Annotated in this window: 21 protein-coding genes and 1 tRNA gene; 8 read left to right on the forward strand and 14 right to left on the reverse strand. The window is 71.0% G+C overall.

Going from position 1 to position 26,619, the window contains the following annotated elements; genetic code table 11:
* On the forward strand, positions 1–613 hold a 613-nt coding region (locus tag Saso_RS03125; RefSeq protein ID WP_203833503.1), incomplete at its 5' end, for a SidA/IucD/PvdA family monooxygenase.
* A 115-nt stretch (positions 614–728) separates the two neighbouring features.
* Here the strand turns inward: Saso_RS03125 and Saso_RS03130 are convergent.
* The gene (locus Saso_RS03130; protein WP_189916704.1) at positions 729–2,543 is read right to left on the reverse strand and encodes a bifunctional metallophosphatase/5'-nucleotidase; all 1,815 of its coding nucleotides are present in this window, start codon (positions 2,541–2,543) and stop codon (positions 729–731) included.
* Between the two features lie 444 nt (positions 2,544–2,987).
* Between Saso_RS03130 and pyk the strand changes: the two genes are divergently transcribed.
* Positions 2,988–4,424: a pyruvate kinase gene (pyk, locus tag Saso_RS03135; protein ID WP_189916702.1), complete on the forward strand. Its 1,437-nt coding sequence runs from the start codon at positions 2,988–2,990 to the stop codon at positions 4,422–4,424.
* Positions 4,425–4,427: 3 nt separating this feature from the next.
* On the opposite strand, the gene Saso_RS03140 is transcribed toward pyk, so the two are convergent.
* A complete protein-coding gene (locus Saso_RS03140) occupies positions 4,428–5,009 on the reverse strand; it encodes a helix-turn-helix domain-containing protein (protein WP_189916701.1) in 582 nt (193 codons plus the stop codon).
* A gap of 106 nt (positions 5,010–5,115) precedes the next feature.
* Positions 5,116–5,190, reverse strand: a tRNA-Leu gene (locus Saso_RS03145).
* A gap of 99 nt (positions 5,191–5,289) precedes the next feature.
* Between Saso_RS03145 and Saso_RS03150 the strand changes: the two genes are divergently transcribed.
* Entirely contained in the window at positions 5,290–5,946 is a 657-nt protein-coding gene (locus tag Saso_RS03150; RefSeq protein WP_189916700.1) for an ANTAR domain-containing response regulator, read from the forward strand.
* 75 nt (positions 5,947–6,021) lie between these two features.
* On the opposite strand, the gene Saso_RS03155 is transcribed toward Saso_RS03150, so the two are convergent.
* From Saso_RS03155 to Saso_RS03195, 9 genes are all read right to left on the reverse strand, one after another.
* On the reverse strand, positions 6,022–6,738 hold the full coding sequence (locus Saso_RS03155; protein ID WP_189916699.1) for an ABC transporter ATP-binding protein: 717 nt from the start codon (positions 6,736–6,738) through the stop codon (positions 6,022–6,024).
* Entirely contained in the window at positions 6,735–7,640 is a 906-nt protein-coding gene (locus Saso_RS03160; protein ID WP_189916698.1) for an ABC transporter ATP-binding protein, read from the reverse strand. The genes Saso_RS03155 and Saso_RS03160 overlap by 4 nt, the downstream gene beginning before the upstream one ends.
* Positions 7,641–7,645: 5 nt before the next feature.
* Positions 7,646–9,472, reverse strand: coding sequence for a branched-chain amino acid ABC transporter permease (locus tag Saso_RS03165; protein WP_189916697.1), 1,827 nt, complete (start codon positions 9,470–9,472; stop codon positions 7,646–7,648).
* A 5-nt stretch (positions 9,473–9,477) separates the two neighbouring features.
* Complete coding sequence (locus Saso_RS03170) at positions 9,478–10,410, reverse strand: branched-chain amino acid ABC transporter permease (RefSeq protein ID WP_189916696.1); 933 nt, start codon at positions 10,408–10,410, stop codon at positions 9,478–9,480.
* A 110-nt stretch (positions 10,411–10,520) separates the two neighbouring features.
* Positions 10,521–11,750: a branched-chain amino acid ABC transporter substrate-binding protein gene (locus tag Saso_RS03175; RefSeq protein WP_189916695.1), complete on the reverse strand. Its 1,230-nt coding sequence runs from the start codon at positions 11,748–11,750 to the stop codon at positions 10,521–10,523.
* 271 nt (positions 11,751–12,021) lie between these two features.
* Positions 12,022–12,732: a Tat pathway signal sequence domain protein gene (locus Saso_RS03180; protein ID WP_189916693.1), complete on the reverse strand. Its 711-nt coding sequence runs from the start codon at positions 12,730–12,732 to the stop codon at positions 12,022–12,024.
* Complete coding sequence (locus tag Saso_RS03185) at positions 12,729–13,154, reverse strand: hypothetical protein (protein ID WP_189916691.1); 426 nt, start codon at positions 13,152–13,154, stop codon at positions 12,729–12,731. The genes Saso_RS03180 and Saso_RS03185 overlap by 4 nt, the downstream gene beginning before the upstream one ends.
* Before the next feature lie 94 nt (positions 13,155–13,248).
* Entirely contained in the window at positions 13,249–13,737 is a 489-nt protein-coding gene (locus tag Saso_RS03190) for a PaaI family thioesterase (protein ID WP_189916689.1), read from the reverse strand.
* A gap of 50 nt (positions 13,738–13,787) precedes the next feature.
* Entirely contained in the window at positions 13,788–16,082 is a 2,295-nt protein-coding gene (locus Saso_RS03195; RefSeq protein WP_189916687.1) for an FdhF/YdeP family oxidoreductase, read from the reverse strand.
* Between the two features lie 176 nt (positions 16,083–16,258).
* Here Saso_RS03195 and polA point away from each other — a divergent pair, with 176 nt between their 5' ends.
* Together polA and Saso_RS03205 are read left to right on the forward strand one after the other, a co-directional pair.
* Entirely contained in the window at positions 16,259–18,985 is a 2,727-nt protein-coding gene (gene polA / locus Saso_RS03200; RefSeq protein ID WP_189916685.1) for a DNA polymerase I, read from the forward strand.
* 280 nt (positions 18,986–19,265) lie between these two features.
* On the forward strand, positions 19,266–19,667 hold the full coding sequence (locus Saso_RS03205; protein ID WP_189916683.1) for a hypothetical protein: 402 nt from the start codon (positions 19,266–19,268) through the stop codon (positions 19,665–19,667).
* Here Saso_RS03205 and Saso_RS03210 read toward each other — a convergent pair.
* Positions 19,636–20,547 (reverse strand): DUF4184 family protein, encoded by a 912-nt coding sequence (locus tag Saso_RS03210; RefSeq protein ID WP_189916681.1) that lies wholly within the window; start codon positions 20,545–20,547, stop codon positions 19,636–19,638. The genes Saso_RS03205 and Saso_RS03210 overlap by 32 nt on opposite strands.
* Positions 20,548–20,950: 403 nt before the next feature.
* On the opposite strand from Saso_RS03210, the gene Saso_RS03215 reads away from it, so the two are divergent.
* The 3 genes from Saso_RS03215 to Saso_RS03225 all read left to right on the forward strand — a co-directional run bounded on the left by Saso_RS03215 (position 20,951) and on the right by Saso_RS03225 (position 24,046).
* Complete coding sequence (locus Saso_RS03215; RefSeq protein ID WP_189916679.1) at positions 20,951–22,717, forward strand: lytic transglycosylase domain-containing protein; 1,767 nt, start codon at positions 20,951–20,953, stop codon at positions 22,715–22,717.
* Positions 22,718–22,881: 164 nt separating this feature from the next.
* Complete coding sequence (locus tag Saso_RS03220; RefSeq protein ID WP_189916677.1) at positions 22,882–23,016, forward strand: SPW_0924 family protein; 135 nt, start codon at positions 22,882–22,884, stop codon at positions 23,014–23,016.
* Positions 23,017–23,053: 37 nt separating this feature from the next.
* Entirely contained in the window at positions 23,054–24,046 is a 993-nt protein-coding gene (locus Saso_RS03225) for a PorA family protein (protein ID WP_189916675.1), read from the forward strand.
* On the opposite strand, the gene hrpB is transcribed toward Saso_RS03225, so the two are convergent.
* A complete protein-coding gene (gene hrpB / locus Saso_RS03230; RefSeq protein ID WP_189918448.1) occupies positions 24,036–26,597 on the reverse strand; it encodes an ATP-dependent helicase HrpB in 2,562 nt (853 codons plus the stop codon). The two genes, Saso_RS03225 and hrpB, sit on opposite strands and share 11 nt — an antisense overlap.
* Positions 26,598–26,619 lie beyond the last annotated feature (22 nt).

Here is a 26,619-nt window from a genome sequence, read left to right on the forward strand (position 1 = left end):
CACCCGCGACCGCCTCACCACCGCCCAATGGCAACTCCACAAAGGCATCGACGCGGACACCCTCGCCGCCCTCCACGACGAGCTCTACCGACGCACCCTCGACGGCCACTGGCCCGACACCGTCCTCACCCCCGGCGTCCGCGTCCGCACCGCAGGCCGCATCGCCACCACCCGGATCGAACTCCACCTCGAACACACCCAGCAGAACACCCGCACCCGCCTCACCACCGACGCCGTCGTCCTCGCCACCGGACACCGCGAACGCCCCCTCGACCGCATCCTCGCCGGCCTCGACCCCTACATCCGCCGCGACAACAGCGAACGCCCCCGCATCGACGAACACTTCCGCCTCGTCCTCGACCCCTCCATCACCGCCACCGGCAGCAACGTCTACGTCCAGAACGCCGAACGCCACACCCACGGCGTAGGCGCACCCGACCTCGGCCTCACCGCCTGGCGCGGCGCCACCATCCTCAACACCCTGACCGGCAAGGAGACCTACCCCCTCCCCACCCGAACCGCCTTCACCACCTTCGGACTCCACCAACCCCGACCCCGCGTCCCCCAAGCCCGCCAGGCACCCACCCTCACCCCCCTCGTCGACCTGCGCTGAACCCCACCACCCCCACCCGAGGCCCCCACGCGAAAGGCGGTGCCCCGCCGATGACCCACCAGGCCACCACACGGAACACCGCCCGACGCCGCCGCGGAACGACGACCCGCCGACCCTAGAAGACCGGCGTACCCTCACGCGTCAGCCGCCAGTCCACCGACGCGAAGTCCTTCGGATCCAGCACACCCTTCGCCGTCACCCACTCCGAGATCCGCGTACGGATCTCCGTCGACTCCGACCACAGCTCCTGCGCCGACGCCACGTGCGGGAACGCCCCACCACCATTGGCCCGGTAGTTGTTCACCGCCAGCACGAACTGCTGCGCGTCGTCCAACGGCGCACCACCGAACGTCAGGTTCGTGATCCGCGAACCCGCCGCCCGCGAGATGTCGATGTCGTACGCCAGACCCGACACATAGTCGTAGTTGTAGTCCGGACGCCCCGCCGCGTTCGTCAGCTTCTCCGTGTCCACGGCCGCACCCACCGCCGTCTGCACGAAGTACTCCGCCGAATACTCCAGGTACGCCCGCACCTGCGCACCCGTCAGCAGCTTCGCCACCAGCGTGTTGTCGTACACGTACAGACTCGACAGATCCCGGATCGTCACCTGACCCGCCGGGATCTCCGACGTCCGCGAGAACGGCGAAGCCTGCGCGATCACCGGCAACGACGCGTACGACGTACCCGCCAGCGCCGCCTTGACGACGTCCTCCTGCACCTTCGTGATCAGGTCGATGATCGGCGCGTCCTTGAACCGCGCCTCCACCGTCGTCAACGTCTCCGTCGCCGTACCCACCACCTGGTTGACGTACGTCACGACCTTCGCGTGCTCGTCGCTCAACAGCTTCGTGATCTTCGGATCGTCCGCCACCGTGTTCGAGTTCAGCACCTTCGAGGCGACGGACTCCACCGACCACCGCCCCTTCTCGAACACCAGCTGCACATCGAACACCGACAGCCGCTCCGCGTACGCCAACGGCTCCGACAGCACGACCGTCCGCCCGGACTTCGCGTTGACGACCTTCAACTCCGGGATCTCCACATGCGCGTGACCCACCAGCACCGCATCGATGTCCGGCACCTGCTGCGCCACCAACGCCGCCGAGTTCTCCACGTACGGCAACTGGTCACCGTACGACGACGTACCCGACGAACCCGAGTGCGCCGACACGATCACCACATCCGCACCCAGCGACTTCAGCTTCGGCACCCACTTCGCCGCCTGCTCCTCCAGCCCCGGGAACGCCAGCTTGCCCTGCACGTACGCCTTGTCCCAGATCGCGATACCCGGGTTCGTCAGCCCCAGCACCGCCACCTTCACCGGCGGCGCGCCCTTCACACAGAACGTCTTGATCACATACGGCCGGAACGCCGGCTTCAGGGTCTTCGCGTCGACCGCGTTCGCCCCCAGCAACGGGAACCGCAGCTGCGACTCGAACTTCCGCAGCGTCTCGATGCCGTAGTTGAACTCGTGATTGCCCAGCGCCGCCGCGTCGTACCCGATCGCGTTCATCGCCTGCGCCATCGGGTGCACCGGGCCACCCTTGGCGGTGATCGGGTCCACCTTCGCGTAGTAGTACGTCAACGGCGTGCCCTGGATCGTGTCACCCGCGTCCAGCAGCAGCACGTTCTCGCGCCCCTTCTCCTCCCGGATCCGGTTCACCAGCGTCGAGATACGCGCCAGTCCCTGCGCGTTGCCGGCCGCGTCCTTGTACTCCGCGTCCTTGAAGTAGTCCCAGTTGAAGACATGCCCGTGCAGGTCCGTCGTCCCCAGCACCGTCAGCGCGTACCGCTTGGGCTGCTTGCCCGGCTTAGCGGGCTTCCCCGCCTCCGCGGCCTGCGCCGCCGGAGCCGCGGCCGCACCCGCCAGCGCCACCCCCGCCCCGGTCACGGCGGACTTCTTCAGGAACTTCCGGCGATTCAACGGCATGTCTCAGGCTCCTCGGCGAACGGTGAACAACGCGCGTAGATTCTGACCCGGCCACCGCCGACGGCAACAGGTCCAGGAGGTTTCGATCTGGTGACCGGCAGGGTCAACTCCCCCCGGGGAACACACAAAGCCAGGACAAGATGGGACGTACGACCTCCCTCCCCGGGAGAGATACCCGGCGTCGTCCGTCCGGCCCCGTCCGGCCCCGCCCTCGGGGGCGAGGCGACACCCGCCCCGCCGCAAACCCACCCGCCCCGTGAATTCACCCATTCGGCCAAACGCGTCATACACAGGGTTACCGAAAACAGAAACAAACGCTCATCGGAGCGGCGGCCCGCACAATGTACGAGCCGACAACAGTTGACAACAACCCTTCACCCAAAGGTTGTTGAGCCGACATGCCCCCCAAATTCCCTACCCACCGGTAAGACATAAGCTCGAAACATGCGCCGAGCAAAAATCGTCTGCACCCTGGGCCCCGCCACCGACACCTACGACCAGATCAAAGCCCTGGTCGACGCCGGAATGGACGTAGCCCGCCTCAACCTCAGCCACGGCGGCCACGCCGAGCACGAGGAGCGCTACCAGCGCGTCCGCAAGGCTTCCGACGAAACCGGCCGCAGCGTCGGCCTCCTCGCCGACCTTCAAGGCCCGAAGATCCGACTCGGCACCTTCACCGAAGGCCCCGTACTCCTCGAACGCGGCGACACCTTCACCATCACCGTCGAAGAAGGCACCGAAGGCGACCGCCACCACTGCGGCACCACCTACGCCGGCCTCGCCACCGACGTCACCACCGGCGAACGCATCCTCGTCGACGACGGCAAAGTCAGCCTCGAAGTCACCCACGTCGACGGCCCCCGGATCCACACCCGCGTCCTCGACGGCGGCGTGATCTCCGACCACAAAGGCCTCAACCTCCCCGGCGTCGCCGTCTCGGTCCCCGCCCTGACCAAGAAGGACGAGGACGACCTCCGCTGGGCCCTGCGCACCGGCTTCGACGTCATCGCCCTCTCCTTCGTCCGCACCGGCCGTGACATCCTCGACGTCCACCGCATCATGGACGAGGAAGGCCGCCGCCTCCCCGTCATCGCCAAGATCGAGAAACCCCAGGCCGTCGAGAACATCGACGACATCGTCGCCGCCTTCGACGGCATCATGGTCGCCCGCGGCGACCTCGGCGTCGAAATGCCCCTCGAACAAGTCCCCCTCGTTCAAAAACGCGCCGTCAAACTCGCCAAGCGCAACGCCAAACCCGTCATCGTCGCCACCCAGATGCTCGACTCCATGATCGAGAACTCCCGCCCCACCAGGGCCGAGGCATCCGACGTCGCCAACGCGATCATCGACGGCACCGACGCCGTCATGCTCTCCGGCGAGACCAGCGTCGGCGCCCACGCCGTCCAGACCGTCCGCACCATGGCCAAGATCGTCGCAGCGGCCGAGGAGGACATCCTCGCCAAGGGACTCCCACCCCTCACCGAATCCAACAAACCGCGCACCCAAGGCGGAGCCGTCGCCCGCGCCGCCGCCGAGATCGGCGACTTCCTCGACGCCGAATTCCTCGTCGCCTTCACCCAGACCGGCGACACCGTCCGCCGCCTCTCCCGCTACCGCTCCCCGATCCCGCTCCTCGCCTTCACCCCCGAACCGGCGACCCGCTCCCAGCTGAACCTCACCTGGGGTGTCGAGACGTTCCTCGGCCCGCAGGTGGACTCCACGGACGCGATGGTCGACCAGGTGGACGAGCACCTGCTGCGCCACGGCCGGTGCCGCAAGGGTGACGTCGTCGTCATCACGGCGGGTTCCCCTCCGGGCGTCTCGGGCTCGACCAACCTGGTCCGCGTCCACCACGTCGGCGAGGACGACACCCCGAAGTAGGTGTCAGTACTTGGGCCCCACGTGGGCGTCGAGTAGGGCGACGGAGGCCTTCTCGGCGATGGACACGTTCCTCAGGTTCTGCATTCTCCATTCGACTCCGAGCCGGTCGAGGGCATCGGTGAACAGGCCGATGATGTCGCCCGACAGATTCGTGAAGAAGTAGCGCGGGTAGGCGTAGCGCTTGCGTTCACCGCCGACGGTCCGCTCGGTCCAGTTGGTGATCCGGCAGCCGTCCGAATGGATGAGGCCGCGAACGAACTCCCACGGATGTTCGTCGACGATGGCCTGCTGCCAGGGTTCCAGGGCGATCCGCCGCTCGTGCTTCTTGCCGGGGCCGTGCTGCGGGAACAGATGCGGCCAGTGAGCGTAGTAGCCGACCACGGACACACACCCCGGAGCCTTCACGCGATGCGCGGTGCGTGCGGGGCTGACGGCCCGGACGGCTGCTTCACATGCGTCGATGAGTCGGTTCTGCCAGGATCGAATTGCCGCGCGCGAGATGCCTGTTTCCCGGCTGACGGAGTTCAGGCTGCGGCCCTGCGCAACCAGCGCGATCGCTCGCCTTCGCGTGCTGACGTCGTACATGTGCCCACTTTGTGAGCGTGATCGCGGCGAGACGCAGCAAAAAGCGGATGTTCACGAGAACGTGGACATCCGCTTGTGAATGGCAACCTTGGAATTCAAGGAAAAGTGCCCCAGGTGGGATTCGAACCCACACTGTCCGCTGTTTGAGAGCGGCCTCTCTGACCAGTTGGAGTACTGGGGCCTTAGAAAGAAAGGAGAAGTGCAACCCCTCGCGCACCCACCTTACCGCAGCTAGGTAGGCTCTTGTCAGCAGTGCCCCTGCCCTGAACGAGGAGCCCCCGTGACCGCCCCCGAGTCGCCCCAGCCCGTGGACGCGCCCGACGACGACAAGTCGCACGTACCTCCGCTGACGACCCGCGTCGTCATCGCCGAGGACGAGGCCCTGATCCGCCTCGACCTCAAAGAGATGCTGGAGGAGGAGGGCTACAGCGTCGTGGGCGAGGCCGGCGACGGTGAGCAGGCGATCGAGCTGGCCCGCGAGCACAAGCCGGATCTGGTCATCCTCGACGTGAAGATGCCCAAGCTGGACGGCATCTCCGCGGCCGAGAAGATCGCCGAGGAGCGTATCGCCCCCGTCCTGATGCTGACCGCGTTCTCGCAGCGCGACCTCGTCGAGCGCGCGCGTGACGCGGGTGCGATGGCGTACCTGGTGAAGCCGTTCAGCAAGAGCGACGTCGTCCCGGCGATCGAGATGGCCGTGTCCCGGTTCACGGAGCTGCGCGAGCTGGAGAACGAGGTCGCGGACCTGACGCTGCGGCTGGAGACCCGCAAGCTGGTGGACCGGGCGAAGTCGATCCTCCAGACGGAGTACGGGCTGACGGAGCCGGCGGCGTTCCGGTGGATCCAGAAGACGTCGATGGACCGGCGGATGTCGATGCAGCAGGTCGCCGAGGCGGTCATCCAGGACGCCGACGAGAAGAAGTCGTCCAAGGGCTGAGCGAGGTTTCGCCCCGTACGACGAAGGCCCGCGCCCGGAGAAGGGGCGCGGGCCTCGTCGTGTGCGAGGGGCTGCTCAGTCCTCGCCGAGGTAGGCCTTGCGGACGGACTCGTCGTGCAGGAGGTCCTGTCCGGTGCCGGAGAGGACGATCTTGCCGATCTCCATGACGTGGCCGTGGTCGGCGAGCGACAGTGCGGCCTGGGCGTTCTGCTCGATGAGCAGGATGGTCATGCCCTGGGACTTGAGTTCGGCGATGGTGGACATGATCTTCTGCATCATGATGGGGGAGAGGCCCATGGAGGGCTCGTCCAGCATGAGCAGTTTGGGCTGGGACATGAGGGCGCGGCCCATGGCGAGCATCTGCTGTTCGCCGCCGGAGAGGGTTCCGGCGGCCTGCTTGCGGCGTTCTCCCAGGATGGGGAAGAGGTCGTAGGCGCGCTGGATGTCCTTCTCGATGCCTGCCTTGTCGCTGCGGAGGAAGGCGCCGAGGCGGAGGTTGTCCTCGATGGTCATGCGCGGGAAGATGTGCCGCCCCTCGGGGGAGTGGGCGAGTCCGAGCGCGACGATGTCGTGCGCGGGGGTCTTCTTGAGGGACTTCCCGTTGAACTTGATCTGGCCGCCGACGGGCTTGAGGAGGCCGGAGAGGGTGCGCAGGGTGGTGGTCTTGCCTGCGCCGTTGGTGCCGATCAGGGTGACGACCTCGCCGGCCTCGACCTTGAACGAGATGCCTTTGACGGCTTCGATCTTGCCGTAGGCGACCCGGAGGTCTTCGACTTCGAGCAGTGCGGTCATCGGTCGTTCTCCTTGCCGGGCACGGCGTCCGTCGGGGTTGCGGCGCTGTCGGCGTTGGCCTCGGCGGCCTCGACTTCGGCGATCTCTTCGTCGCCGGGGGCGTTCTCGAAGGGTTCGCCGAGGTAGGCGGCGACGACTCGTTCGTCGCCCTGGACGGTGGCGCTGTCGCCTTCGACGAGTTTTTCGCCTTGGACGAGGACGGCGACGCGGTCGCAGAGGTTGAAGATGAAGCGCATGTCGTGCTCGATGACGAGGACGGCGATGCCCTTGTCGCGGATGGCGAAGACGAGTTCTTCGGTCGCGCGGGTTTCCTGGGGGTTCATGCCGGCGGTGGGCTCGTCGAGGAGGAGGAGTCCGGGTTCGCTGGCGAGGGCGCGGGCGATCTCGAGCTTGCGCTGTTCGCCGTAGGGGAGGTTGCGGGCCAGGTGGTCGGCCTTCTTCTCCAGGCCGATGAACTCGAGGAGTTCCATGGCGCGTTCGCGGGAGGCGGCTTCGGCTCGGTGGAAGCCGGGCAGGCGCAGGACGGCCGACCAGAAGCCTTCTTTGGTGCGGGTGTGGCGGCCGACGAGGACGTTCTCGAGGACCGTCATGTTGGCGAAGAGGCGGATGTTCTGGAAGGTGCGGGCGATACCGGCCGCGGTGACCTTGAAGGATTTCGGGGGAAGGACTTTGTCCTTGTAGCGGACTTCGCCTTCGGTGGGGATGTAGAGGCCGGTGAGGCAGTTGAAGAAGGTGGTCTTGCCGGCTCCGTTGGGGCCGATGAGGCCGACGATCTCTCCGGCGTTGACGTGGAGGTCGACGTCGCGGACGGCGGTGAGGCCGCCGAAGCGCATGGTGACGCCGCGGGCGTCGAGCACCCTTTCGCCGGTGGGGGCGACCGTGGTGGTGGTGTCGGTGGTCATGGTGGTCAGGCCCCTGCCTTGGTCAGGACGGTGGGAGCTTCCGCGTCCTCGTGGAACTCGAGCTGGCGGCGCCGGTTGGGGATGAGTCCTTCCGGGCGGAAGCGCATCAGCAGGATGAGGGCGAGGCCGAAGGCGAAGAGCTGGTAGTCGCCGAGGAACTGGAGCTTGTTGGGGATGAGGAAGAGGAGCGCGGCGCCGATGAGGGGGCCGCTGATGGTGCCCATGCCGCCGAGGACGACGGCGGCGAGGAGGAAGGCCGAGTTGGGCGGGATGGGGCCGGCGAAGAGGTACTGCTCGGGAGTCACGGTGTAGGTGACGTGGGCCTGGACGGTGCCGGCGAGGCCGGCGAGGGAGGCGCCGACGGCGAAGGCGATGAGTTTGACGCGGAAGCCGTTGATGCCCATGGCGAGGGCGGCGGTCTCGTCCTCGCGGATGGCGACCCAGGCGCGGCCGATGCGGGAGTCGCCGCTGCGTCGGAAGACGAGGACGACGACGGCCGTGATGATGAGCATCAGGAAGAAGTAGTTGGCGAACCGGCCGATGGTGAATCCGGCGATGGCGTGTTCGGCTCCGAAGTCGAACCCGAGGATGTTCAGGTTCGGGATGGAGGAGATGCCGTTGGATCCGTTGGTGATGTCGGGGCCGGAGGTGCCGTCGAGGTTGTTGGCGGTGATGCGGAAGATCTCTCCGAAGCCGAGGGTGACGATGGCGAGGTAGTCGCCGCGCAGCCTCAGGGTGGGGGCGCCGATGAGGACGCCGAAGATCAGGGAGGCTGCGGCGCCCACGAGGACCGCAGCCCAGAAGGGGAAGTGCACGTCGAAGGGGGAGCTGGGGGAGCCGGAGACCATGGCGGCGGCGTAGGCGCCGACGCCGAGGAAGGCGACGTAGCCGAGGTCGAGGAGGCCGGCGAGGCCGACGACGATGTTGAGGCCGAGGGCGACGGTGCCGAAGATCAGGATGTAGACGCCGACGGTGGCGTACTGGTCGTCGGTCTGGGTGAAGGGGAACATCGCGGCGGCGACGAAGGCGCCGCAGATGGTGATGTTCTGGTGGCGTGAGGTGATCTGCGAGGCCTGGTTGACGAGGCCGGCCTTGTTGAGGGCGGCGAAGCCGAAGCCCGCGGTGATGAGGAACCCGATGAAGAGTTCGTCGTACTCGGTGCCGATGCCGTAGGTGAAGACGGTGAGGCCGAGGCCGAGGATGGCGACGATCACGAGGATCTCGACGTAGGAGGGCAGGTTGCCGACCGGGCGGGCGGTGCCGCCGGAGAAGGCTGCCTTGGTGATCTCGCGGCCGGTGCGCAGGCGGTGGCGGGCGAGGTCCCAGCCGGTGTCGTCGGGGTCGTGGGGTTCGGGTTCGGGCCGCTCGAAGGGGAGGGCCAGGGCGCCGAGGAGGGCGGCCAGGGTGGCGAGGGCCGCGATGAAGCCGCCGGGTTCGAGGTTCACGATGCCGCCGAGGTCGACGGTGATCGCGATGATCGTGTACCAGACGGTGGCGAAGGCGGCGAGGGCGGCGAACTTGACGGCGCCGTCGGGGCCGGCGGGGGTGAGCCAGCGCAGGCCCTTGATGCCGTAGGAGGAGAGGCCGAACAGCGTGGTGAGGGCGCCGCCGATGAGGGCGAGGACCTGGAGGCCGCCGGGGTAGCCGTAGACGGTGAGGTCGCCGGGGAAGGCGGCGGTCCAGGTCCAGGCGAGGAAGGTGGAGACGACGGTGAGGGCGCCGCCGCCGGTGGCGAGGGCGCGGCCGGCCTGGGCCGGGATGCCGATGAGTCCGGTGGCTGCCCCGGTGGTGGGGGTGCTGGGGGTCTCGGCTGTGGTGGTCTGTGTGGTCATCGGTGTCACGCCCTGTCCGCGACGCGCTCGCCGAGCAGGCCTTGTGGCCTGAACAGCAGTACGAGGATGAGAAGTACGAAGGCCCAGACGTCTGCCCAGGACTGGCTGCCGAACTTGTCCATGCCGGGGATGTCGGCGATGTAGGCGGTGGCGAGGGTTTCGGCGATGCCGAGGACGACTCCGCCGATCATGGCGCCGTAGATGTTGCCGATGCCGCCGAGGACGGCCGCGGTGAAGGCCTTGAGTCCGAGGATGAAGCCCATGCGGTAGTCGATCTGGCCGTACTTGAGGCCGTAGGCGACGCCGCCGATGGCGGCGAACACGGCGCCGAGGGCGAAGGCGATCACGATGATGCGGTCGGTGTTGACGCCCATGAGCTTGGCGGTGTCGGGGTCCTGGGCGGTGGCCTGCATGCCGCGTCCGGTGCGGGTCTTCATGACGAAGTAGGCGAGGACGGCCATGCTGATCGGGGCGGCGGCGAGGAGGAAGATGTCGCCGGTCTGGATGGTGACGTCACCGATGTGGAAGGGGCCGCCCTCGATCTGGGGGAAGGTGCGGGCGGACTTCGCCTCGGGGTACCAGGCCCAGACGGCCTGCTGGAGGGCCAGGGAGAGGCCGATCGCGGTGATGAGGGGGGCGAGGCGTGGTGCGCCGCGCAGGGGGCGGTAGGCGAAGCGTTCCGCTCCGATGGCGACGAGGACGGCGACCAGGATGGCGCCGATGAGCATGAGGGGGAGGGCTATCCACATGGTGGTGCCGCTCGGCACTACCCAGAGGTAGACGGAGAGCGCCCCGAATGCGCCCGTCATGAAGATCTCGCCGTGGGCGAAGTTGATGAGCTGGACGATGCCGTAGACCATTGTGTAGCCAATGGCGACCAGCCCGTACATGGATCCCAGTAGCAGGCCGTTGACCAGCTGCTGCGGCAGTTCGTTCACCGCATGTCCTCCGAGACGTTCGGATGATTTCGACGTATGTGTCCGGATGTGAGTTCGCGCGGGGCGCCAGTGGAACAGCGCCCCGCGCGGCTCGTGTGATGCGGGGTGGGTCAGCCGGAGTAGGTGCCGGACTTGACCGGCTTCCAGGCGCCGTTCTCGACGGCGTACACGGTGAGCTGCTTGTTGGTGGCGTCACCGAACTCGTCGAAGGAGACCTTGCCGGTCACACCGTCGAAGGAGACGTTCTGCATGGCCTCGGTGACCTTGGCGCGGGCGTCGTCGGGGAGCTTGCCGTCGTTGTCGTCGACGACCTTCTTCACGGCTTCGATGATCGCCCAGGCCGAGTCGTAGGAGTAGCCGCCGTAGGCCTCGTAGGCCTCCTTGTAGCCGCCGTTCTTGTAGTTGGCCACGAACTCCTTGGCGGAGGGCAGCTGCTCGACGGGGGCGCCGACGGAGGTGGCGAGGTCGCCGGTGGCGGTGGCGCCGGCCAGCTTGATGAAGTCGGCGCTGTAGATGCCGTCTCCGCCGACCACGGGGATCTTGGCGCCGGCGGCCTTGATCTGCTTGCTGAGCGGGCCGGCCTGCGGGTACTCGCCGCCGTAGTAGACGACGTCGGCGCCGGAGTTCTTGACCTTCGTGGCGATGGCCGAGAAGTCCTTGCTGTCCGGGTTGATGTGCTCGGTGCCGGCGACGGTGCCGCCGAGCTTCTTGAACTCCTCGGTGAAGGTTCCGGCCAGGCCGGCGCCGTAGGTCTTCTTGTCGTCGATGACGAAGACCTTCTTCTTCTTGGCGTCGTTGACCAGGTACTGCGCGGCGAACGGGCCCTGGATGGCGTCCGTGGTCGCGGTACGGAAGTACGACTTGTAGGGGCGCTTCTTGGTGCTGGCCCAGTCGGTGCCCTGGGTGAGCGCCGGGTTGGTGTTGGCCGGGGAGACCTCGACGAGCTTGGCGTCGTCGAAGACCTTCTGCATGGACTCCGCGACGGAGGAGTTCAGCGGGCCGACGACGCCGAGGACGGACTTGTCGGCGACGAGCTTGGTGGCGTTCTGCTGGCCCGAGGACGGCTGGGCCTGGTCGTCGAGCGCCTGGATCTTGAAGGTGACGCCGTCGACGAGCTTCTGCTTGTTGGCCGTCTTGGCGGCGAGGTCGACGGAGTTCTTGATGCCGAGGCCCAGCGCGGACAGGTCGCCGGTCAGCGGGGCGTCGACGCCGATGGTGACGACGGTGCCGTCGCCGGAGTCGGAGCCCTTGTCGTCGCTGTCACGCGAGCCGCAGGCGGTGAGGGTGAGAGCTCCCGCGGACAGCGCGGCGGTAATGGCGATGAGCGAACGTTGACGCACGTTCCAGTCCTTTCCCTGGGCGGCCCTCCCCCCTGGAAGAAGCCGAGTCGAGCGCTGCGCCGAAGGGGTATTCCAGCCGCGCGGTGACTGGGCGTGACTCTAAGCGGGTGAAGCTGACGGGGAGGAGGGTCTGACCCATGCTGTGACGCTCTTGTTATGACACGAGGTAATGCAGAGCGGTACTTGGTGGGTGGAACAGCTGAATTCAGGCCGATTCGCCCTGTCCGCATGCTGAGAACGTGCAGGACGAACCCGCAGGTGTTCAGGTGTCTCAAGCGTTTTGGTCGTTACCGGAATCGTTGCTACAGGCGACTTGTAGGGCCTCGGACAGGTCGTGCGCATAGCGCGGGCCGAGGATGAAACTGTGGACTTGTATTGCACGCGCATTACGTAGAGTTACGTCCAGGAAAGGCAGTCCGACGCCTCTCGGGGTTTTTCCGCATTCCGTCACGCGCATCGTGACGACGACCTTGTGGGCGGCGCCCGCTTTCGTCCGGAACGGCGCCCGGGGTGCCGAGGTGAGGGAAAGCCCGGCATAGGGCTGGGTCACCCGCGTCACGGTCACCGGCGGACCGGAGTCCACGCCGAGCAGTACCGCGAAGGCGAAGCTCCGCGGCCGGGTGCCCGGCGGTACGGCGACCTCGCCCAAGTAGCTGACGTCCACCACCTGGGACGGGAACGGCGGTGCGGGCGCCGCCTGTCGGGTGTCGTGCGGCCGCGTCGCCCAGAGGTAGCCGCCGCCCGCGAGCAGCAGCGCGGCGGTGAGGGCGGTCAGGGCGGCCCGGCGGTGGGCGGCGTACAGGTGTGCGGGGCCACGGAGCAGGCGGGCGGCGGGAGTTGCGGCGTCCGCGCCGGGGGAGCCGGCCGCGAGCGGGTCGGCGCCGGCGGGGGCGCCTGCGGGGAAGTCCCGAACGGGGGTGTCCGCGGGGGTGTCCCGGGCGTGGGTGCCCTCGCCGGGTTCCACCGGGCCCACGCCGCTCACTGCCAGGGTCCCTCGGTCGGACTGCCCGGCCGGTAGCGGGCAGCGCAGCGCTCGGCGGTCTCGCGGTCGATCAACTCGTCCGCGGCGGAGGGCCCTTGGTGCTTGCGGGCGGTCCGTGCGGCGTCCACGACGGTGCGCAGGATGTCGTACTGGCCGTTGGACAGGCCCATCGACTGGTAGTCCCCGTAGGAGGTGCTGTCCAGGACCTCGCGCGCCCAGTGGGCCACGACGCGGGTGCACAGCTCGCCGGGCGAGGTCGTGGACGGGCCCGCGGACGGGGAGGAGGGCGGCGGGGCCGACGGGCCGCTCCGCGCGTCGGCCGCCCCGGGGGACCCGCAGCCGGCCGTGAGCAGACCGGCCAGCAACGCCGGTCCGAGCAGCCGTGCCGCGGCCCCCGCCGTCGGGGTCCCTCCCGTGGTCATGCCCCGACGCTAGGGCGCGGCGGTGGCGGGGGCAACGGGCACGCGCGGGTGACTCTCCGCAGCGGTGCCGCGGAGTCGCCGGCTCCGCGGACCGTCAGGCGCCGGCGCTGTTCTGCGGCCCGTCCCCGGCCCGCACGTCCCGCAGCAGACAGGTGAGCCGCGCGGTGCACACGCGGCGCCCCTCCGGGTCGCTGATGACGATCTCGTACGTCGCCGTCGAGCGCCCCCGGTGCACGGGTGTGGCCACGCCGGTGACCAGGCCGGAGCGGACCCCGCGGTGGTGGGTGCAGTTCAGGTCGACGCCGACGGCGATCTTGGAGCTGCCGCCGTGCAGCATGGAGCCGACCGAGCCGAGGGTCTCGGCGAGGACCGCGGAGGCGCCGCCGTGCAGCAGGCCGTAGGGCTGGGTGTTGCCCTCGACCGGCATGGTGCCGACGACCCGGTCCGCGGAGGCCTCGACGATCTCCACGCCCATGCGGCTGCCGAGGTGCCCGGCGGAGAACAGGGCCAGGATGTCGATGCCGAGGGCCGCGTACTCGTCGATGACCTCTTGCGGGAACTTCACGTGCTGCTGCTCGCCCATGGGGCCCGGCTCCGTTCGTCGATCACAGTCCAGCGTCGCTGAGCAAACGCTCAGTCGGTCGCCGATTGTTCCAGACGTACGACGACGGACTTGCTGGCCGGGGTGTTGCTGGTGTCGGCGGTCGCGTCCAGCGGCACCAGCACGTTGGTCTCCGGGTAGTACGCGGCGGCGCAGCCCCGCGTGGTCGGGTAGAGCACCACGCGGAAGCCCGGCGCCCGCCGTTCCACGCCGTCGCGCCACTCGCTCACCAGGTCCACGTAGGACCCTTCGGCGAGCCCGAGTTCACGCGCGTCCTCGACGTTGACCAGGACGACCCGGCGGCCGTTCGTGATGCCCCGGTAGCGGTCGTCGAGGCCGTAGATCGTGGTGTTGTACTGATCGTGCGAGCGCAGCGTCTGAAGGAGCAGCCGGCCCTCGGGCAGCCGCGGGTACTCGACGGGCGCGGCGGTGAAGTTGGCCTTGCCGGTCGCGGTGGGGAACCGGCGTTCGTCGCGCGGGGCGTGCGGCAGGGTGAACCCCTCCGGGCGGGCCACGCGCGCGTTGAAGTCCTCGAAGCCGGGGATCACGCGCGCGATGCGGTCCCGTATCGCCGCGTAGTCCTTCTCGAACTCCTCCCACGGCACCTTGCTGTCCTCGCCGAGCACGCGGCGTGCGAGGCGGCAGACGATGGCCGGCTCGGACAGCAGGTGCGGGCTCGCGGGCGCCAGGCGTCCGCGTGAGGCGTGCACCATGCCCATGGAGTCCTCGACGGTGACGAACTGGTCGGCGCCCTCGCCGTTCGCGCCGGCCTGGACGTCGCGCTCGGTGCGGCCGAGGGTCGGCAGGATCAGGGCGCGGGCGCCCGTCACGACGTGGGAGCGGTTGAGCTTGGTCGACACGTGCACGGTCAGCCGCGCGCGCCGCATGGCGGCCTCGGTGACCTCGGTGTCGGGGGAGGCGGAGACGAAGTTGCCGCCCATCGCGAAGAACAGTTTCGCCTCGCCGTCGCGCAGCGCGCGGATGGCCCGTACGACGTCGAAGCCGTGCTCGCGCGGGGGCGTGAAGCCGAACTCGCGCTCCAGGGCGTCCAGGAAGGCCGGCGCGGGCCGCTCGAAGATGCCCATGGTGCGGTCGCCCTGCACGTTCGAGTGGCCGCGCACCGGGCACACGCCCGCGCCGGGGCGGCCGATGTTGCCGCGCAGCAGGAGGAAGTTGACGACCTCGCGGATCGTCGGCACGGAGTGCTTGTGCTGGGTGAGTCCCATGGCCCAGCAGACGATGGTGCGCTCGGAGGCGAGCACCATGCGCAGGGTCTCCTCGATCTGTTCGCGCGTGAGGCCGGTCGCGGTGAGCGTCTCGTCCCAGTCGGCGGCGCGGGCCGCCTCGGCGAACTCCTCGAAGCCGTGCGTGTGTTCGGCGATGAACGCCTCGTCGAGCGCGCCGCCGGTCTCCAGGACCAGCTTGTTGAGGAGGCGGAAGAGCGCCTGGTCGCCGCCGATGCGGATCTGGAGGAACAGGTCGGTGAGCGCGGCTCCGGCGGTGAGCCCCTTGGGGGTCTGCGGGTTCTTGAAGCGCTCCAGGCCCGCCTCGGGCAGCGGGTTCACGCTGATGATCTTCGCCCCGCCGGCCTTGGCCTTCTCCAGCGCGGAGAGCATGCGCGGGTGGTTGGTGCCCGGGTTCTGTCCGGCGACGATGATCAGGTCGGCCCGGTAGAGGTCCTCCAGCAGGACGCTGCCCTTGCCGATGCCTATGGTCTCCGACAGGGCCGAGCCGGACGACTCGTGGCACATGTTGGAGCAGTCCGGCAGGTTGTTGGTGCCGAGCTCGCGGGCGAACAGCTGGTAGAGGAACGCCGCCTCGTTGCTGGTGCGGCCCGAGGTGTAGAAGACCGCCTCGTCGGGGGAGGCGAGGGCGGCCGCCTCCTCGGCGATGATGTCGAAGGCGCGCTCCCAGCTGACCGGCTCGTAGCGCTCCGCCCCTTCGGGCAGGTACATGGGGTGCGTGAGCCGCCCCTGCTGGCCGAGCCAGTAGCCGCTGCGGCCGGCGAGGTCGGCGACGGGGTGCGCGGCGAAGAACTCGGGGGTGACCCGGCGCAGCGTCGCCTCCTCGGCGACCGCCTTGGCGCCGTTCTCGCAGAACTCCGCGGTGTGCCGGTGTTCCGGCTCGGGCCAGGCGCAGCCAGGGCAGTCGAAGCCGTTCTTCTGGTTGACGCGCAGCAGCGTCAGCGCGGTGCGCCGGACGCCCATCTGCTGCTGGGCGATCCGCAGGGAGTGCCCGACGGCGGGCAGCCCCGCCGCCACGTGCCGGGGTTCGGCGACCCGGGGCGCGTCCTGGACCGGATCGGCCTTGGGAGGCTTCGTTGCCATCGCGCTCTCCTTCGCTCGCCTGTGCACACCGCCCCGAATCCTCGCACGAGGAGGCGACGGCATCGACGGTCGGTCCGCCCTCCGATCGACCGCAAAGGGCGCGGGCGGGCGGGCCGGGCCGGGTGGGCCGTGGCGGCCGGGGCGGAGTGTCGGTGGGGCGTGGCAGGATCGGGGGCGTGGCAGAGACAGCATCGAAGAAGACCGACACCCGCTCCGGCGAGAGCCGCCCCCGCCTGATGCTCATGGACGGGCACTCGCTGGCCTACCGCGCGTTCTTCGCGCTGCCCGCGGAGAACTTCACCACCGCGACGGGCCAGCCGACGAACGCGATCTACGGTTTCGCGTCGATGCTGGCCAACACCCTGCGTGACGAGGCGCCCACGCACTTCGCGGTCGCCTTCGACGTGTCCCGCAAGACCTGGCGCTCCGAGGAGTTCACCGAGTACAAGGCGAACCGCTCCAAAACGCCGGACGAGTTCCGCGGCCAGGTCGAGCTGATCGGCGAGCTGCTCGACGCGATGCACGTCTCGCGGTTCGCGGTCGACGGCTTCGAGGCGGACGACGTCATCGCCACCCTCGCCACCCAGGCCGAGGCCGAGGGCTTCGAGGTCCTGATCGTCACCGGCGACCGCGACTCCTTCCAGCTGGTGTCCGAGCACACCACGGTGCTGTACCCGACGAAGGGCGTCTCCGAGCTGACCCGGTTCACCCCGGAGAAGGTCGTCGAGAAGTACGGGTTGACGCCCGCCCAGTACCCCGACTTCGCGGCGCTGCGCGGCGACCCGTCCGACAACCTGCCCGGCATCCCGGGCGTCGGTGAGAAGACGGCCGCGAAGTGGATCAACCAGTTCGGTTCGTTCGCGGAGCTCGTCGAGCGGGTCGAGGAGGTCAAGGGCAAGGCCGGGCAGAACCTGCGCGACCACCTGGAGGCCGTCAAGCTCAACCGCCGCCTCACCGAGATGGTCACCACCGTCGAGCTGCCGAAGACGGTCCTCGACCTGGAGCGCGCCCCGTACGACCGCACGGCCGTCGCGATGATCCTGGACACCCTGGAGATCAGGAACCCGTCGCTGCGCGAGCGGCTGTTCGCCGTCGACCCGGGCGGCGAGGAGGCCGAGGCGACCCCGGTGGTCGCCGCCGGCGTCCCACTGGACGGCACGGTGCTGGGCACCGGCGAACTGGCCGGCTGGCTCGCGGAGCACGGCAGCCGCACCCTCGGTGTCGCCACCGTCGACTCCTGGGGGCTGGGCGTGGGCTCGGTCGCCGAGGTCGCGCTCGCCGCGGCCGAGGGAGCCGCCGCCTGGTTCGACCCGGCCGAGCTGGACGAGGCCGACGAGCAGGCGTGGGCGGCCTGGATCGCCGCCGCGGACCGCCCCAAGGTCCTGCACAACGCCAAGGGCGCCATGCGCGTCCTCGCCGAGCACGGCTGGTCCGTCGGAGGCGTGTGGATGGACACCGCCCTGGCCGCCTACCTGGTGAAGCCCGGCCGCCGTTCCTTCGACCTCGACGCGCTGTCCCTGGAGTACCTCGGCCGTGAGCTGGCGCCCGCCGCCGCGGCCGACGGACAGCTCGCCTTCGGCGCGGACGACGGCGCGGAGGCCGAGGCCCTCATGGTGCAGGCCCGCACGATCGTCGACCTCGGCGAGGCGTTCCGCGGCCGCCTGGAGGAGGTCGGCGCGGCCGACCTGCTGCGCGACATGGAACTGCCCACCTCCGCCCTCCTGGCCCGCATGGAGCGGCACGGCATCGCCGCCGACCGCGCCCACCTGGAGGCCATGGAGCAGATGTTCGCGGGCGCCGTCCAGCAGGCCGTGAAGGAGGCCCACGCGGCGGCCGGGCACGAGTTCAACCTCGGCTCGCCCAAGCAGCTCCAGGAGGTCCTCTTCGGCGAACTGGGCCTGCCGAAGACGAAGAAGACCAAGACCGGCTACACCACCGACGCCGACGCCCTGGCCTGGCTGGCCGGCCAGACGGACAACGAGCTGCCCGTCATCATGCTGCGCCACCGCGAGCAGGCGAAGCTCCGCGTCACCGTTGAGGGCCTGATCAAGACGATCGCCGCGGACGGCCGCATCCACACCACGTTCAACCAGACGGTCGCCGCGACCGGCCGGCTGTCGTCGACGGACCCGAACCTCCAGAACATCCCGGTCCGCACCGACGAAGGGCGCGCGATCCGCCGGGGTTTCGTCGTCGGCGAGGGCTTCGAGTCCCTGATGACGGCCGACTACAGCCAGATCGAACTGCGGGTCATGGCCCACCTGTCGCAGGACGAGGGCCTGATCGAGGCGTTCACCTCCGGTGAGGACCTGCACACCACGGCCGCCTCCCAGGTGTTCGGCGTCGAGCGCACCGCCGTGGACGCCGAGATGCGGCGCAAGATCAAGGCGATGTCCTACGGCCTGGCGTACGGCCTGTCGGCGTTCGGCCTGTCGCAGCAGCTGAACATCGAGGCGGGCGAGGCCCGCGGCCTGATGGACGCCTACTTCGAGCGCTTCGGCGGTGTGCAGGACTACCTGCGCCGCGCGGTCGACGAGGCCCGGGCGACCGGCTACACGGCGACGCTGTTCGGCCGCCGCCGCTATCTGCCCGACCTCAACAGCGACAACCGCCAGCGCCGCGAGGCCGCCGAGCGCATGGCGCTCAACGCGCCGATCCAGGGCACGGCCGCCGACATCGTCAAGATCGCCATGCTGAAGGTGGACGCGGCCCTGGTCGCGGCGGACCTCAGGTCGCGGATGCTGCTCCAGGTCCATGACGAAATCGTCCTGGAGATCGCCCCGGGCGAGCGCGCGGCCGTCGAGGAGCTGGTCCGCCGTGAGATGGCCGGCGCCGTGCAGCTCAGGGCCCCGCTGGACGTGTCCGTCGGCGCGGGCCCGGACTGGGAGTCCGCGGCGCACTAGCCTCCGGCGGCCGAGCGGCCCCAATCTCCGCCCCGGGGACTCACGTCCTCGGGGCGGAGCCATGCCCGGCCCTCCCGGTGGTGGGCGGCCCTGCCGGGGGCCCTCCCGGGGAGTGCGGTCCCTTCGGGGTGCGTGGGCCTTTTCGGGTGCCGGAGCGGCGTTGCGCCCGGTCACCCTCGGTGTTTTGCGGTGTTTTGCAGTGAATTCGACTGCGGGGGGTCTCACTCGCGTGGCCCCCGAGAACGAGCCTTCCGCGGCTCCGGGCCGCCAGGATGCCGCCATGGGTATACGCATGCTCCACCGCCGCAAGGCCCGCGCACGCGTTCACGCCACGGCGGCCGCGGCTGCGCGGACCGGCTCCGACGCGGCGCACCGGCCCCGGCCGCGTCCCGCACGGGCGCCCGCCGCCGCCACCGCCCGCATCCCGCGCACCCTTGCGATGACCCTGCGCGCGGCGGCCGGGGCCCGGGCGCGGCGCCTTTCGCCCACCGGGTTCCTGACCCGGACCGTCCTGCGGGAGGCCGGCCGGCCGCGCCGCTGGGCCGAGGCGGTGCGCGGTCGCCGGGCCGCGGCCCTCAGTGCCCTCGGCAGGCTCCGCCGACCGCGCGGGGACCGTCGTAGCCCCGTCTTCGTCGCGTCGGCGGACCCCCTCACCGGACGCCGGGACGACTCCGCCCGCTGACCGGCTCCGCGTCCGGCCCCCCGGCTCGCACGTCCGCACCGGCGGCGCCGGACGGTGCCGACACCCCGGACGGCCCGACCGGGCGGGCCGGACGCCACAGCCGCACGCCGAGGGCGTAGAGCAGCATCCCCAGCACCAGCCCCGCCCCCGCCCCGAAGCACAGGGTCGGGATCAGCTCCCACGGCTTCGCCGCGCGCCCCCGGTACTCCCGCCAGCGCGTCACCCGCAGGACCGCCGCGACCAGCGCACAGCCGCCGATGACGGCACCCGCCCGCCACCGGTCCCGCACCGACAGCGCCGGCACCCCCACCGGCTCACCGGCCGGGACCCGGCGCAGCGCGTACGTCACGAAAGCGGCGACGACGACGGCGGCCACGGCCGAACCCCCGTACTGGAGGTACCAGTACAGCGGTGAGCCGGCGACGTTCTCGCCGAGGACGGGGAACAGCCGCATGCCCCAGCGGTCCAGGTGCGTGAACGCGTCCCACACCACGTGGGTCAGCGCGCCGAGTGCCGCGGAGAGGTACCACCACAGGACGGTCGCCGGCCTCGCACGCGCGCGTGGCGTCCCGCAGCGGGTGAGGGCCGCCGCCCGGCCCTGCCGGGCCCGCGGCAGCAGCGCCACCAGCGGTTCGCGCACCAGCAGCCAGAACCCCACGAGCGCCCAGGCGGCGAGCACGTCGACCGTGAACACACCGGGGAAGGAATGGGTGACGTCACCGAACTCCATGGCCCCGGAACGGACACTCGCCGCGTAGTAGGTCAGGTCGGGAGCGAAGGATCCCGCCACCAGGACCGCCGGCACCAGACGTCCGCGGCCGGTGCCGTCGGCGCGCACGACGGGCAGCACGGCCGCCGCGTGACTCAGGGTGAACGGCAATGGGACTCCCGGGGGCGGACGTTGACGGACCGGTCGGCCCGATGATCGACGACGTCCAGTATGCGGGGCCCGGTTCCCGGCGAACGGTGTGTGAGCGGCCGGTGAAAACGACCCCCGAACGGGTGCCGGTGCAAAAGAAGTTGTCGTAGGGTCGCCTGGGTCGGCGTGCCCGCGGGCGCGCCGCACACAGGGACGGAGCAGCGCAAACCGCCCAGGGTGCAACCCTCCGGGCGGCCCGGCCGTCACACAGGTGACGGCAGCGGCATCGAGGGCGGCACGGCAACGGCCGTGACGGCAGTGACAACAGCACGACGGCAGTGACGGCCGCCGCAGGGGCAACAGCCGCGAGGCGGGCGCAGGCGAACAGAACGGGCGTACCGCGTCCACGGGAGGGTTTCACTTCATGTCGGCGCATTTCGGCACGAGGCTGCGCAAGGGAGCTGTCAACACCACCGTGGCCGCGCTGGCGGTCGCGGCTCTCGCCGCGTCCCAGGCACCGGACGTCACGGCCGACGGTCACGGCAGACAGACCGCCGCCGACGCCCCGTCGGCCGCCGACAGCGGCACCGGCACCGGCACCGAGAGCGGCGCCACCGGCAACTCGCCGTACTACACCGACCTGCCGCCGCTCAACAGCCCCAACCCCGCGCCGAGCGACGGCTCCTCCACCACCCCGGCCGCCACCGGCACCAACGAGGCGGGCATCCCGGCGACCGTCCTGGACGCCTACAAGAAGGCCGAGGCGGCGCTCGCGCAGGCCAAGCCCGGCTGCAACATGCCCTGGCAGCTCCTCGCCGCGATCGGCAACGTGGAGTCGGGCCAGGCGGGCGGCGGCAACGTCTCCGCCGACGGCACGACCGTCACGCCGATCCTCGGACCGGTCCTCAACGGCGTCGGCTTCGCGAACATCAGCGACACCGACAACGGCGCCTACGACGGCGACAGCACCTACGACCGCGCCGTGGGCCCCATGCAGTTCATCCCGTCCACCTGGGCGTGGGCGGGCCGCGACGGCAACGGCGACGGCAAGAAGGACCCCAACAACATCTACGACGCGGCGCTCGCCGCCGGCCACTACCTGTGCCGGTACGACTGGGACATGTCGTCCACGTCCGGGATGCGCAGCGCGATCCTCAGCTACAACAACTCGACGGACTACCTGAACACCGTCCTGTCGTGGCTGGAGTACTACCGCAAGGGCACGCACGAGGTCCCCGACGGCAGCGGCAGCGTGCCGGGCAACCGCAGCGACGACGGCACCGGCTTCACTCCCACCCTGCCCTCCGTCCCGACGGCGCCCGGCACCCCCGCCCCGGGCAAGCCCGGCACGCCCGCCAAGCCCTCCACGCCGCCCAAGCCGAGCACGCCCCCGAAGCCGAGCCCGCCCGCTCCGACGCCCACCGAGACCGTCGACCACCTCGAGTACGCGGGCACGACGAGCCTCACCGTCACGGCCGGCAGCACCTCCACCGACCGCGTCGGCACGCGCGCGGAGACGGCGGCCGGCAAGACCGTCGCGAAGGTCAGGATCCGTTTCACGATCGTCGGCGACACCGACACCACCTTCACGGGCGGCGAGACCGTCGCCGTGATCGCCACCGACAGCAAGGGCGTCGCCCTCGCCCCCGCCCTGCGGGCGGGCGAGAAGACCGGCGACTTCACCGTCCGCGCCACGGTCCTCGGCCGCACGGTCACCGCGCTCGACCACAAGGCCACCGTCACCGCCCGCGCCGCCGACGCCCTCGCCCGCACCGGCGACGCCGCGCTGACCTGCACCGCCGGCGGCGAGTTCGCCACCCGGGTCGAGGTGAAGGCGACCTACAAGGGCGCCGCGGCGGGCAAGGTCGCCGCCACCGCCACCCTCGTGAAGTCGGCCGACGACCAGAGCACCAACGACAAGGGCCCCTACTTCAAGGACGCCGCGGGCAACCCCGTGCGCACCCTGGACCTCCGGACGGACGCGAACGGCCTGCTGGCGCTGCCCACGCTGTACGCCGACGACACCGCCGGCACCTACCTGCTGCGCATCACCACCACGGGCGGCGCGACCCTCACGCTGGAACTCACCGTCACCGCCGCGACGCCCGACCCGACGCCCGACCCGACGCCCAGCGAATCGGCGTCGAGCCCCGCCTCCACCGAGCCGGAGCCGACGGCCTCCGGCTCGTAACCCCTCTTCGTACGACGACGGCGGCGCTCCTCCACCCGGAGGGGCGCCGCCGTCGTGTGCGACGTGTTCTCATCTCGGCCGCCCGTTGCTACCGTGCCCGACCTGACGACCCATCAGCTCCGTTGCCGGTCCCGGTTCCCGGCGCCGCACCCAGGGAGGCCCGTATGCGTGCCCTGATCGCCGCCGCGACCGGCCTGGCCGCCGCACTCGCCCTGGTGTTCACCCTCACCGCCCTGGGCTCCCCGGCCGGCAAGACCTCCCCGCGACCCCTGCTGACGACCGTCCCCGCCCACCCGTGACCGCCCGCCCGCCGCACCGCCCGCGAAGGAGGCCGAGATGCGCCGCAGAGCCGGTCTGATCCTGCTCGCCCTCGCCGTGTTCTTCGCGGCGCTGTCCCCCCTGCTGCGCTGGTACGCCTTCCCGCGCCTGGCCAAGATCCCCGCGAACGAGTACCAGACCATGGTCCTCGAGGCGAAGAACGCCACCCTCCTCGACTACGCCACCCTCACCGCCCGCACGGTTCCCGAGGTCACCATCGTGCAGACCCTCAAGGGCGACGTGGAGGCCTCCGAGAAGATCGAGAAGACAGCGGGCCGCGACGTCGTCGTCTGGGACGGCCTCTCCTACGTCCAGGGCCCCGACGGCAAGATGGTCTCCAAGGTCCCCGAGCGGTACATCTTCGACGCCCACACCCAGGAACCCGTGCACGCCACCGGCGAGATGGTCGACGGCGACCCCGTACGCCGCGAGGGCATCGAGTTCAAATGGCCGTTCCTCACCGAGAAACGGGACTACGAGTACTTCGACGCCCAGACCCGCACCACGGCCCCCATCCACTACGAGGGCACCCGCACCTTCCACGGCCTGGAGGTCTACTACTTCGAGCAGACCGTCCCCTGGACCAAGGTCCCCATGCCCCGGACCATGCCGGTCAAGGGCATCACCCCCGAGAACATCGCCAGGACCGGCACCACCCGCTGGTACACCACCGTCCGCAAGTTCTGGGTCGAACCCGTCACCGGCGCCCCCGTCTACGGCGAGGAGATCCACCAGGAGGAACTGCGCGGCGGCACCCTCCTCGGCGGCCGCGCCAAGGTCACCGCCTTCGCCGGACACGTGAAGATGCGCGAGGACTACACCGAGCACACCGTGGCCCTGGTCAAGTCCAACCGCACCCTGGTCCTGCTCCTGACCGCCTACCTGCCCTGGGGATTCCTGCTGCTCGGCGCCCTGCTGATGTCCCTCGCCCTCTACCTGGAGGCCCGCTCCCGCCGCCCGGACGCACCCACCGCCACCGAGACGGCCGCACCCCGGCCCGTCACCGCCTGAGCCGCGCGTTGGTGTACCGGGTCGGCTCGGCGCCCGCCGGATCCTCCGGCCAGGGATGCTTCGGATACCGGCCCCGCAACTCCGCCCGCACCCCCCGGTAGCCGTCCCTCCAGAACGAGGCCAGGTCCGCCGTCACCGCCACGGGCCGCCCGGCGGGCGACAACAGGTGCACGAGCAACGGCACCCCGGCCACCCGCGGCGACTCCTGGAGCCCGAACATCTCCTGGAGCTTCACCGCCAGGACCGGCCGCTCCGGGTCGGCGTAGTCGATCCGGACCCGGGACCCGCTCGGCACGACGACCCGCTCCGGCGCCAGCTCCTCCAGCCGGGCCGCCTCCCCGGACGCCCACGGCAGCAGCCGCCCCAGCGCCTGCCCGGCGTCGATCCGCCCGAGATCTCCCCGCCGCCGCGCCCGGCCCAGCTCCGGCTCCAGCCATTCGTCCACGCGCGCGTACAGCGACCCGTCACGGACGTCGGGCCACGGATCCCCCAGATGACGGTGCAGGAAGGCCAGCCGCTGCCGCAGCCCCACCGCCTCGGCCGGCCACCGCAGCAACCCGAGCCCTTCCTTGCGCAGCCCCTCCAGCAACGCGCCGCGGACCAGCCCGGCATCCGCGTCCCGCAGCGGACGCTCCGCCAGCTCCACGGCCCCCAGCCGCTCCACCCGCCGCGCCACGACGTCGCCGTCGGCCCACAGGACCTCCTCCCGCTCGTCGAGCAGCGCGCCGCCCGCCAGCCTCGCGACCCCCTCGTCCACCGCCGCCGCGAGCTGCACGCGCGCGTGACCGCGGCCCACCGGCCGGTCGGCCACCGCCACGGCCAGCCACGGGGCGCCCCGCAGACCGGTGCCCTCGCCCACCTCGGCCCGCGTACCGGACGCCATGAGGAGCGAACCCCCGTCCGCCTTCGCCAGCCGCTCCGGAAAGGCGAGCGCGACGACGAGCCCCACCGCGGCGTCCACCCCACCCGGCCCACCCGGTACATCCAGCACCGTGCCCCCGTCGCGCCCGTCGCGCCCGTCGCGCCCGTCGTCCCCGGAGGGCATGTCCGAGGCGACCACCGCGCGCAGCCGGCGCACCTCCGCCCGCCACCGCGCGCCATAGGCGTCACCGCCCCGCCGGGCAGCACGCAGAGCGGCGGCCAGATCGTCGCCGTACTCGCGCGGGGGCTCCTCGCTCAACAGCGCGACCACCTCGACGGCCCGCTCCGCCCCCACCGCCGCGGCCCCGTCCAGCAGGGCCCGCCCCAGCCTCGGGTGCAGCCCCAGCCGCGCCAGCCGGACCCCCCGCCCGGTCGCCCGCCCCTCGGCGTCCACCGCCCCGATCGCGCCCAGCAGCGACCGCGCCGCCGCCATCGCCCCGGCCGGCGGCGCATCGAGCAACGCCAGCCCGGAGGCGTCCGGATCCCCCCAGCAGGCCGCCTGGAGGGCGAACGCCGTCAGGTCGGCCACCCTGATCTCCGGAGCCGGGAACGCCGGCAGACGGGCGTCCTCGGCCTGCGCCCAGCACCGGTACACCGCACCCGGCGCCTCCCGCCCGGCCCGCCCCGCCCGCTGCCGGCCCGCCGCCTGCGACGCCCGCACGGTCGCGAGCGCGCTCAGCCCGCGCGCGTGGTCCACCCGCGGCTCCCGCGCCAGCCCCGAATCGACGACCACCCGCACCCCGGGCACCGTCAGCGAGGACTCGGCGACGGACGTGGCCAGGACGACCCGCCGCCGCTCCCCGGGAGCCAGCACCGCGTCCTGCACCGCCGCCGGCGCCCGCCCGTGCACCTGGAGCACGTCCACACCGTCCGCCCCGCCCAGCAGCCCCGCGACCCGCGCGATCTCCCCGACACCCGGCAGGAAGCACAGCACGTCCCCCGACCGCTCGGCCAGCGCGCGCCGGACCACCGACGCCACGTGCGCCAGCAGCGCGGGATCCACGCGCATCCCGTGCGGCGGCCGCACCGGACGCGGCGGCGGCGCCCACACCACCTCGACGTCGAAAACGGACCCCTGTGCCTGCACCACCGGCGCCCCGCCCAGCAGCCGCGCCCACCCGGCCGTGTCCGTCGTCGCCGACGCCGCCACCAACCGCAGGTCGGGCCGCAGCGTCTCGCGCACGTCCCACAAGAAGGCGGCCGAGGTGTCCGCGTCGAGATGGCGCTCGTGGCACTCGTCCAGCACCACCACGTCGACGCCCGTCAGCTCCTGGTCGCGCTGGAGACGCTGGAGCAGGACGCCCGTCGTGACGACCTCCACGCGCGTGTGCCGCCCCACCACCCGCTCCCCGCGCACGGTGTGTCCCACGCTCTGCCCGGGCCGCTCACCCAGCAGCCACGCCATCCGGCGGGCCGCCGCCCGCGCCGCGATCCGCCGCGGCTCCGCCACCACCACCCGGCGGGCCGGCCCCCCGCCCAGCAGCCCGGCCAGCGCCAGCGGCACCAGAGTCGTCTTGCCGGTGCCGGGCGGCGCCGCGAGAACGGCGCTCCCGTGCCCGTCCAGGGCGTCCTCCAGGGCAGGCAGGGCCGACCGGACGGGCAGCGCCTCCAGGGCGTCTTCACGAGGGATCACGCCCCCAGTGTCGTACGCC

It is taken from the genome of Streptomyces asoensis, assembly GCF_016860545.1.
Classification (GTDB): Bacteria; Actinomycetota; Actinomycetes; order Streptomycetales; family Streptomycetaceae; genus Streptomyces; species Streptomyces asoensis.

Excerpts from the sequence above, each read along its gene's own strand:
- Saso_RS03130 (WP_189916704.1), bottom strand. The coding sequence starts at position 2,543 with ATGCCGTTGAATCGCCGGAAGTTCCTGAAGAAGTCCGCCGTGACCGGG.
- pyk (WP_189916702.1), top strand. The coding sequence starts at position 2,988 with ATGCGCCGAGCAAAAATCGTCTGCACCCTGGGCCCCGCCACCGACACC.
- Saso_RS03140 (WP_189916701.1), bottom strand. The coding sequence starts at position 5,009 with ATGTACGACGTCAGCACGCGAAGGCGAGCGATCGCGCTGGTTGCGCAG.
- Saso_RS03155 (WP_189916699.1), bottom strand. The coding sequence starts at position 6,738 with ATGACCGCACTGCTCGAAGTCGAAGACCTCCGGGTCGCCTACGGCAAG.
- Saso_RS03160 (WP_189916698.1), bottom strand. The coding sequence starts at position 7,640 with ATGACCACCGACACCACCACCACGGTCGCCCCCACCGGCGAAAGGGTG.
- Saso_RS03165 (WP_189916697.1), bottom strand. The coding sequence starts at position 9,472 with ATGACCACACAGACCACCACAGCCGAGACCCCCAGCACCCCCACCACC.
- Saso_RS03185 (WP_189916691.1), bottom strand. The coding sequence starts at position 13,154 with ATGACCACGGGAGGGACCCCGACGGCGGGGGCCGCGGCACGGCTGCTC.
- Saso_RS03190 (WP_189916689.1), bottom strand. The coding sequence starts at position 13,737 with ATGGGCGAGCAGCAGCACGTGAAGTTCCCGCAAGAGGTCATCGACGAG.
- Saso_RS03195 (WP_189916687.1), bottom strand. The coding sequence starts at position 16,082 with ATGGCAACGAAGCCTCCCAAGGCCGATCCGGTCCAGGACGCGCCCCGG.
- Saso_RS03205 (WP_189916683.1), top strand. The coding sequence starts at position 19,266 with ATGGGTATACGCATGCTCCACCGCCGCAAGGCCCGCGCACGCGTTCAC.
- Saso_RS03215 (WP_189916679.1), top strand. The coding sequence starts at position 20,951 with ATGTCGGCGCATTTCGGCACGAGGCTGCGCAAGGGAGCTGTCAACACC.
- Saso_RS03220 (WP_189916677.1), top strand. The coding sequence starts at position 22,882 with ATGCGTGCCCTGATCGCCGCCGCGACCGGCCTGGCCGCCGCACTCGCC.
- Saso_RS03225 (WP_189916675.1), top strand. The coding sequence starts at position 23,054 with ATGCGCCGCAGAGCCGGTCTGATCCTGCTCGCCCTCGCCGTGTTCTTC.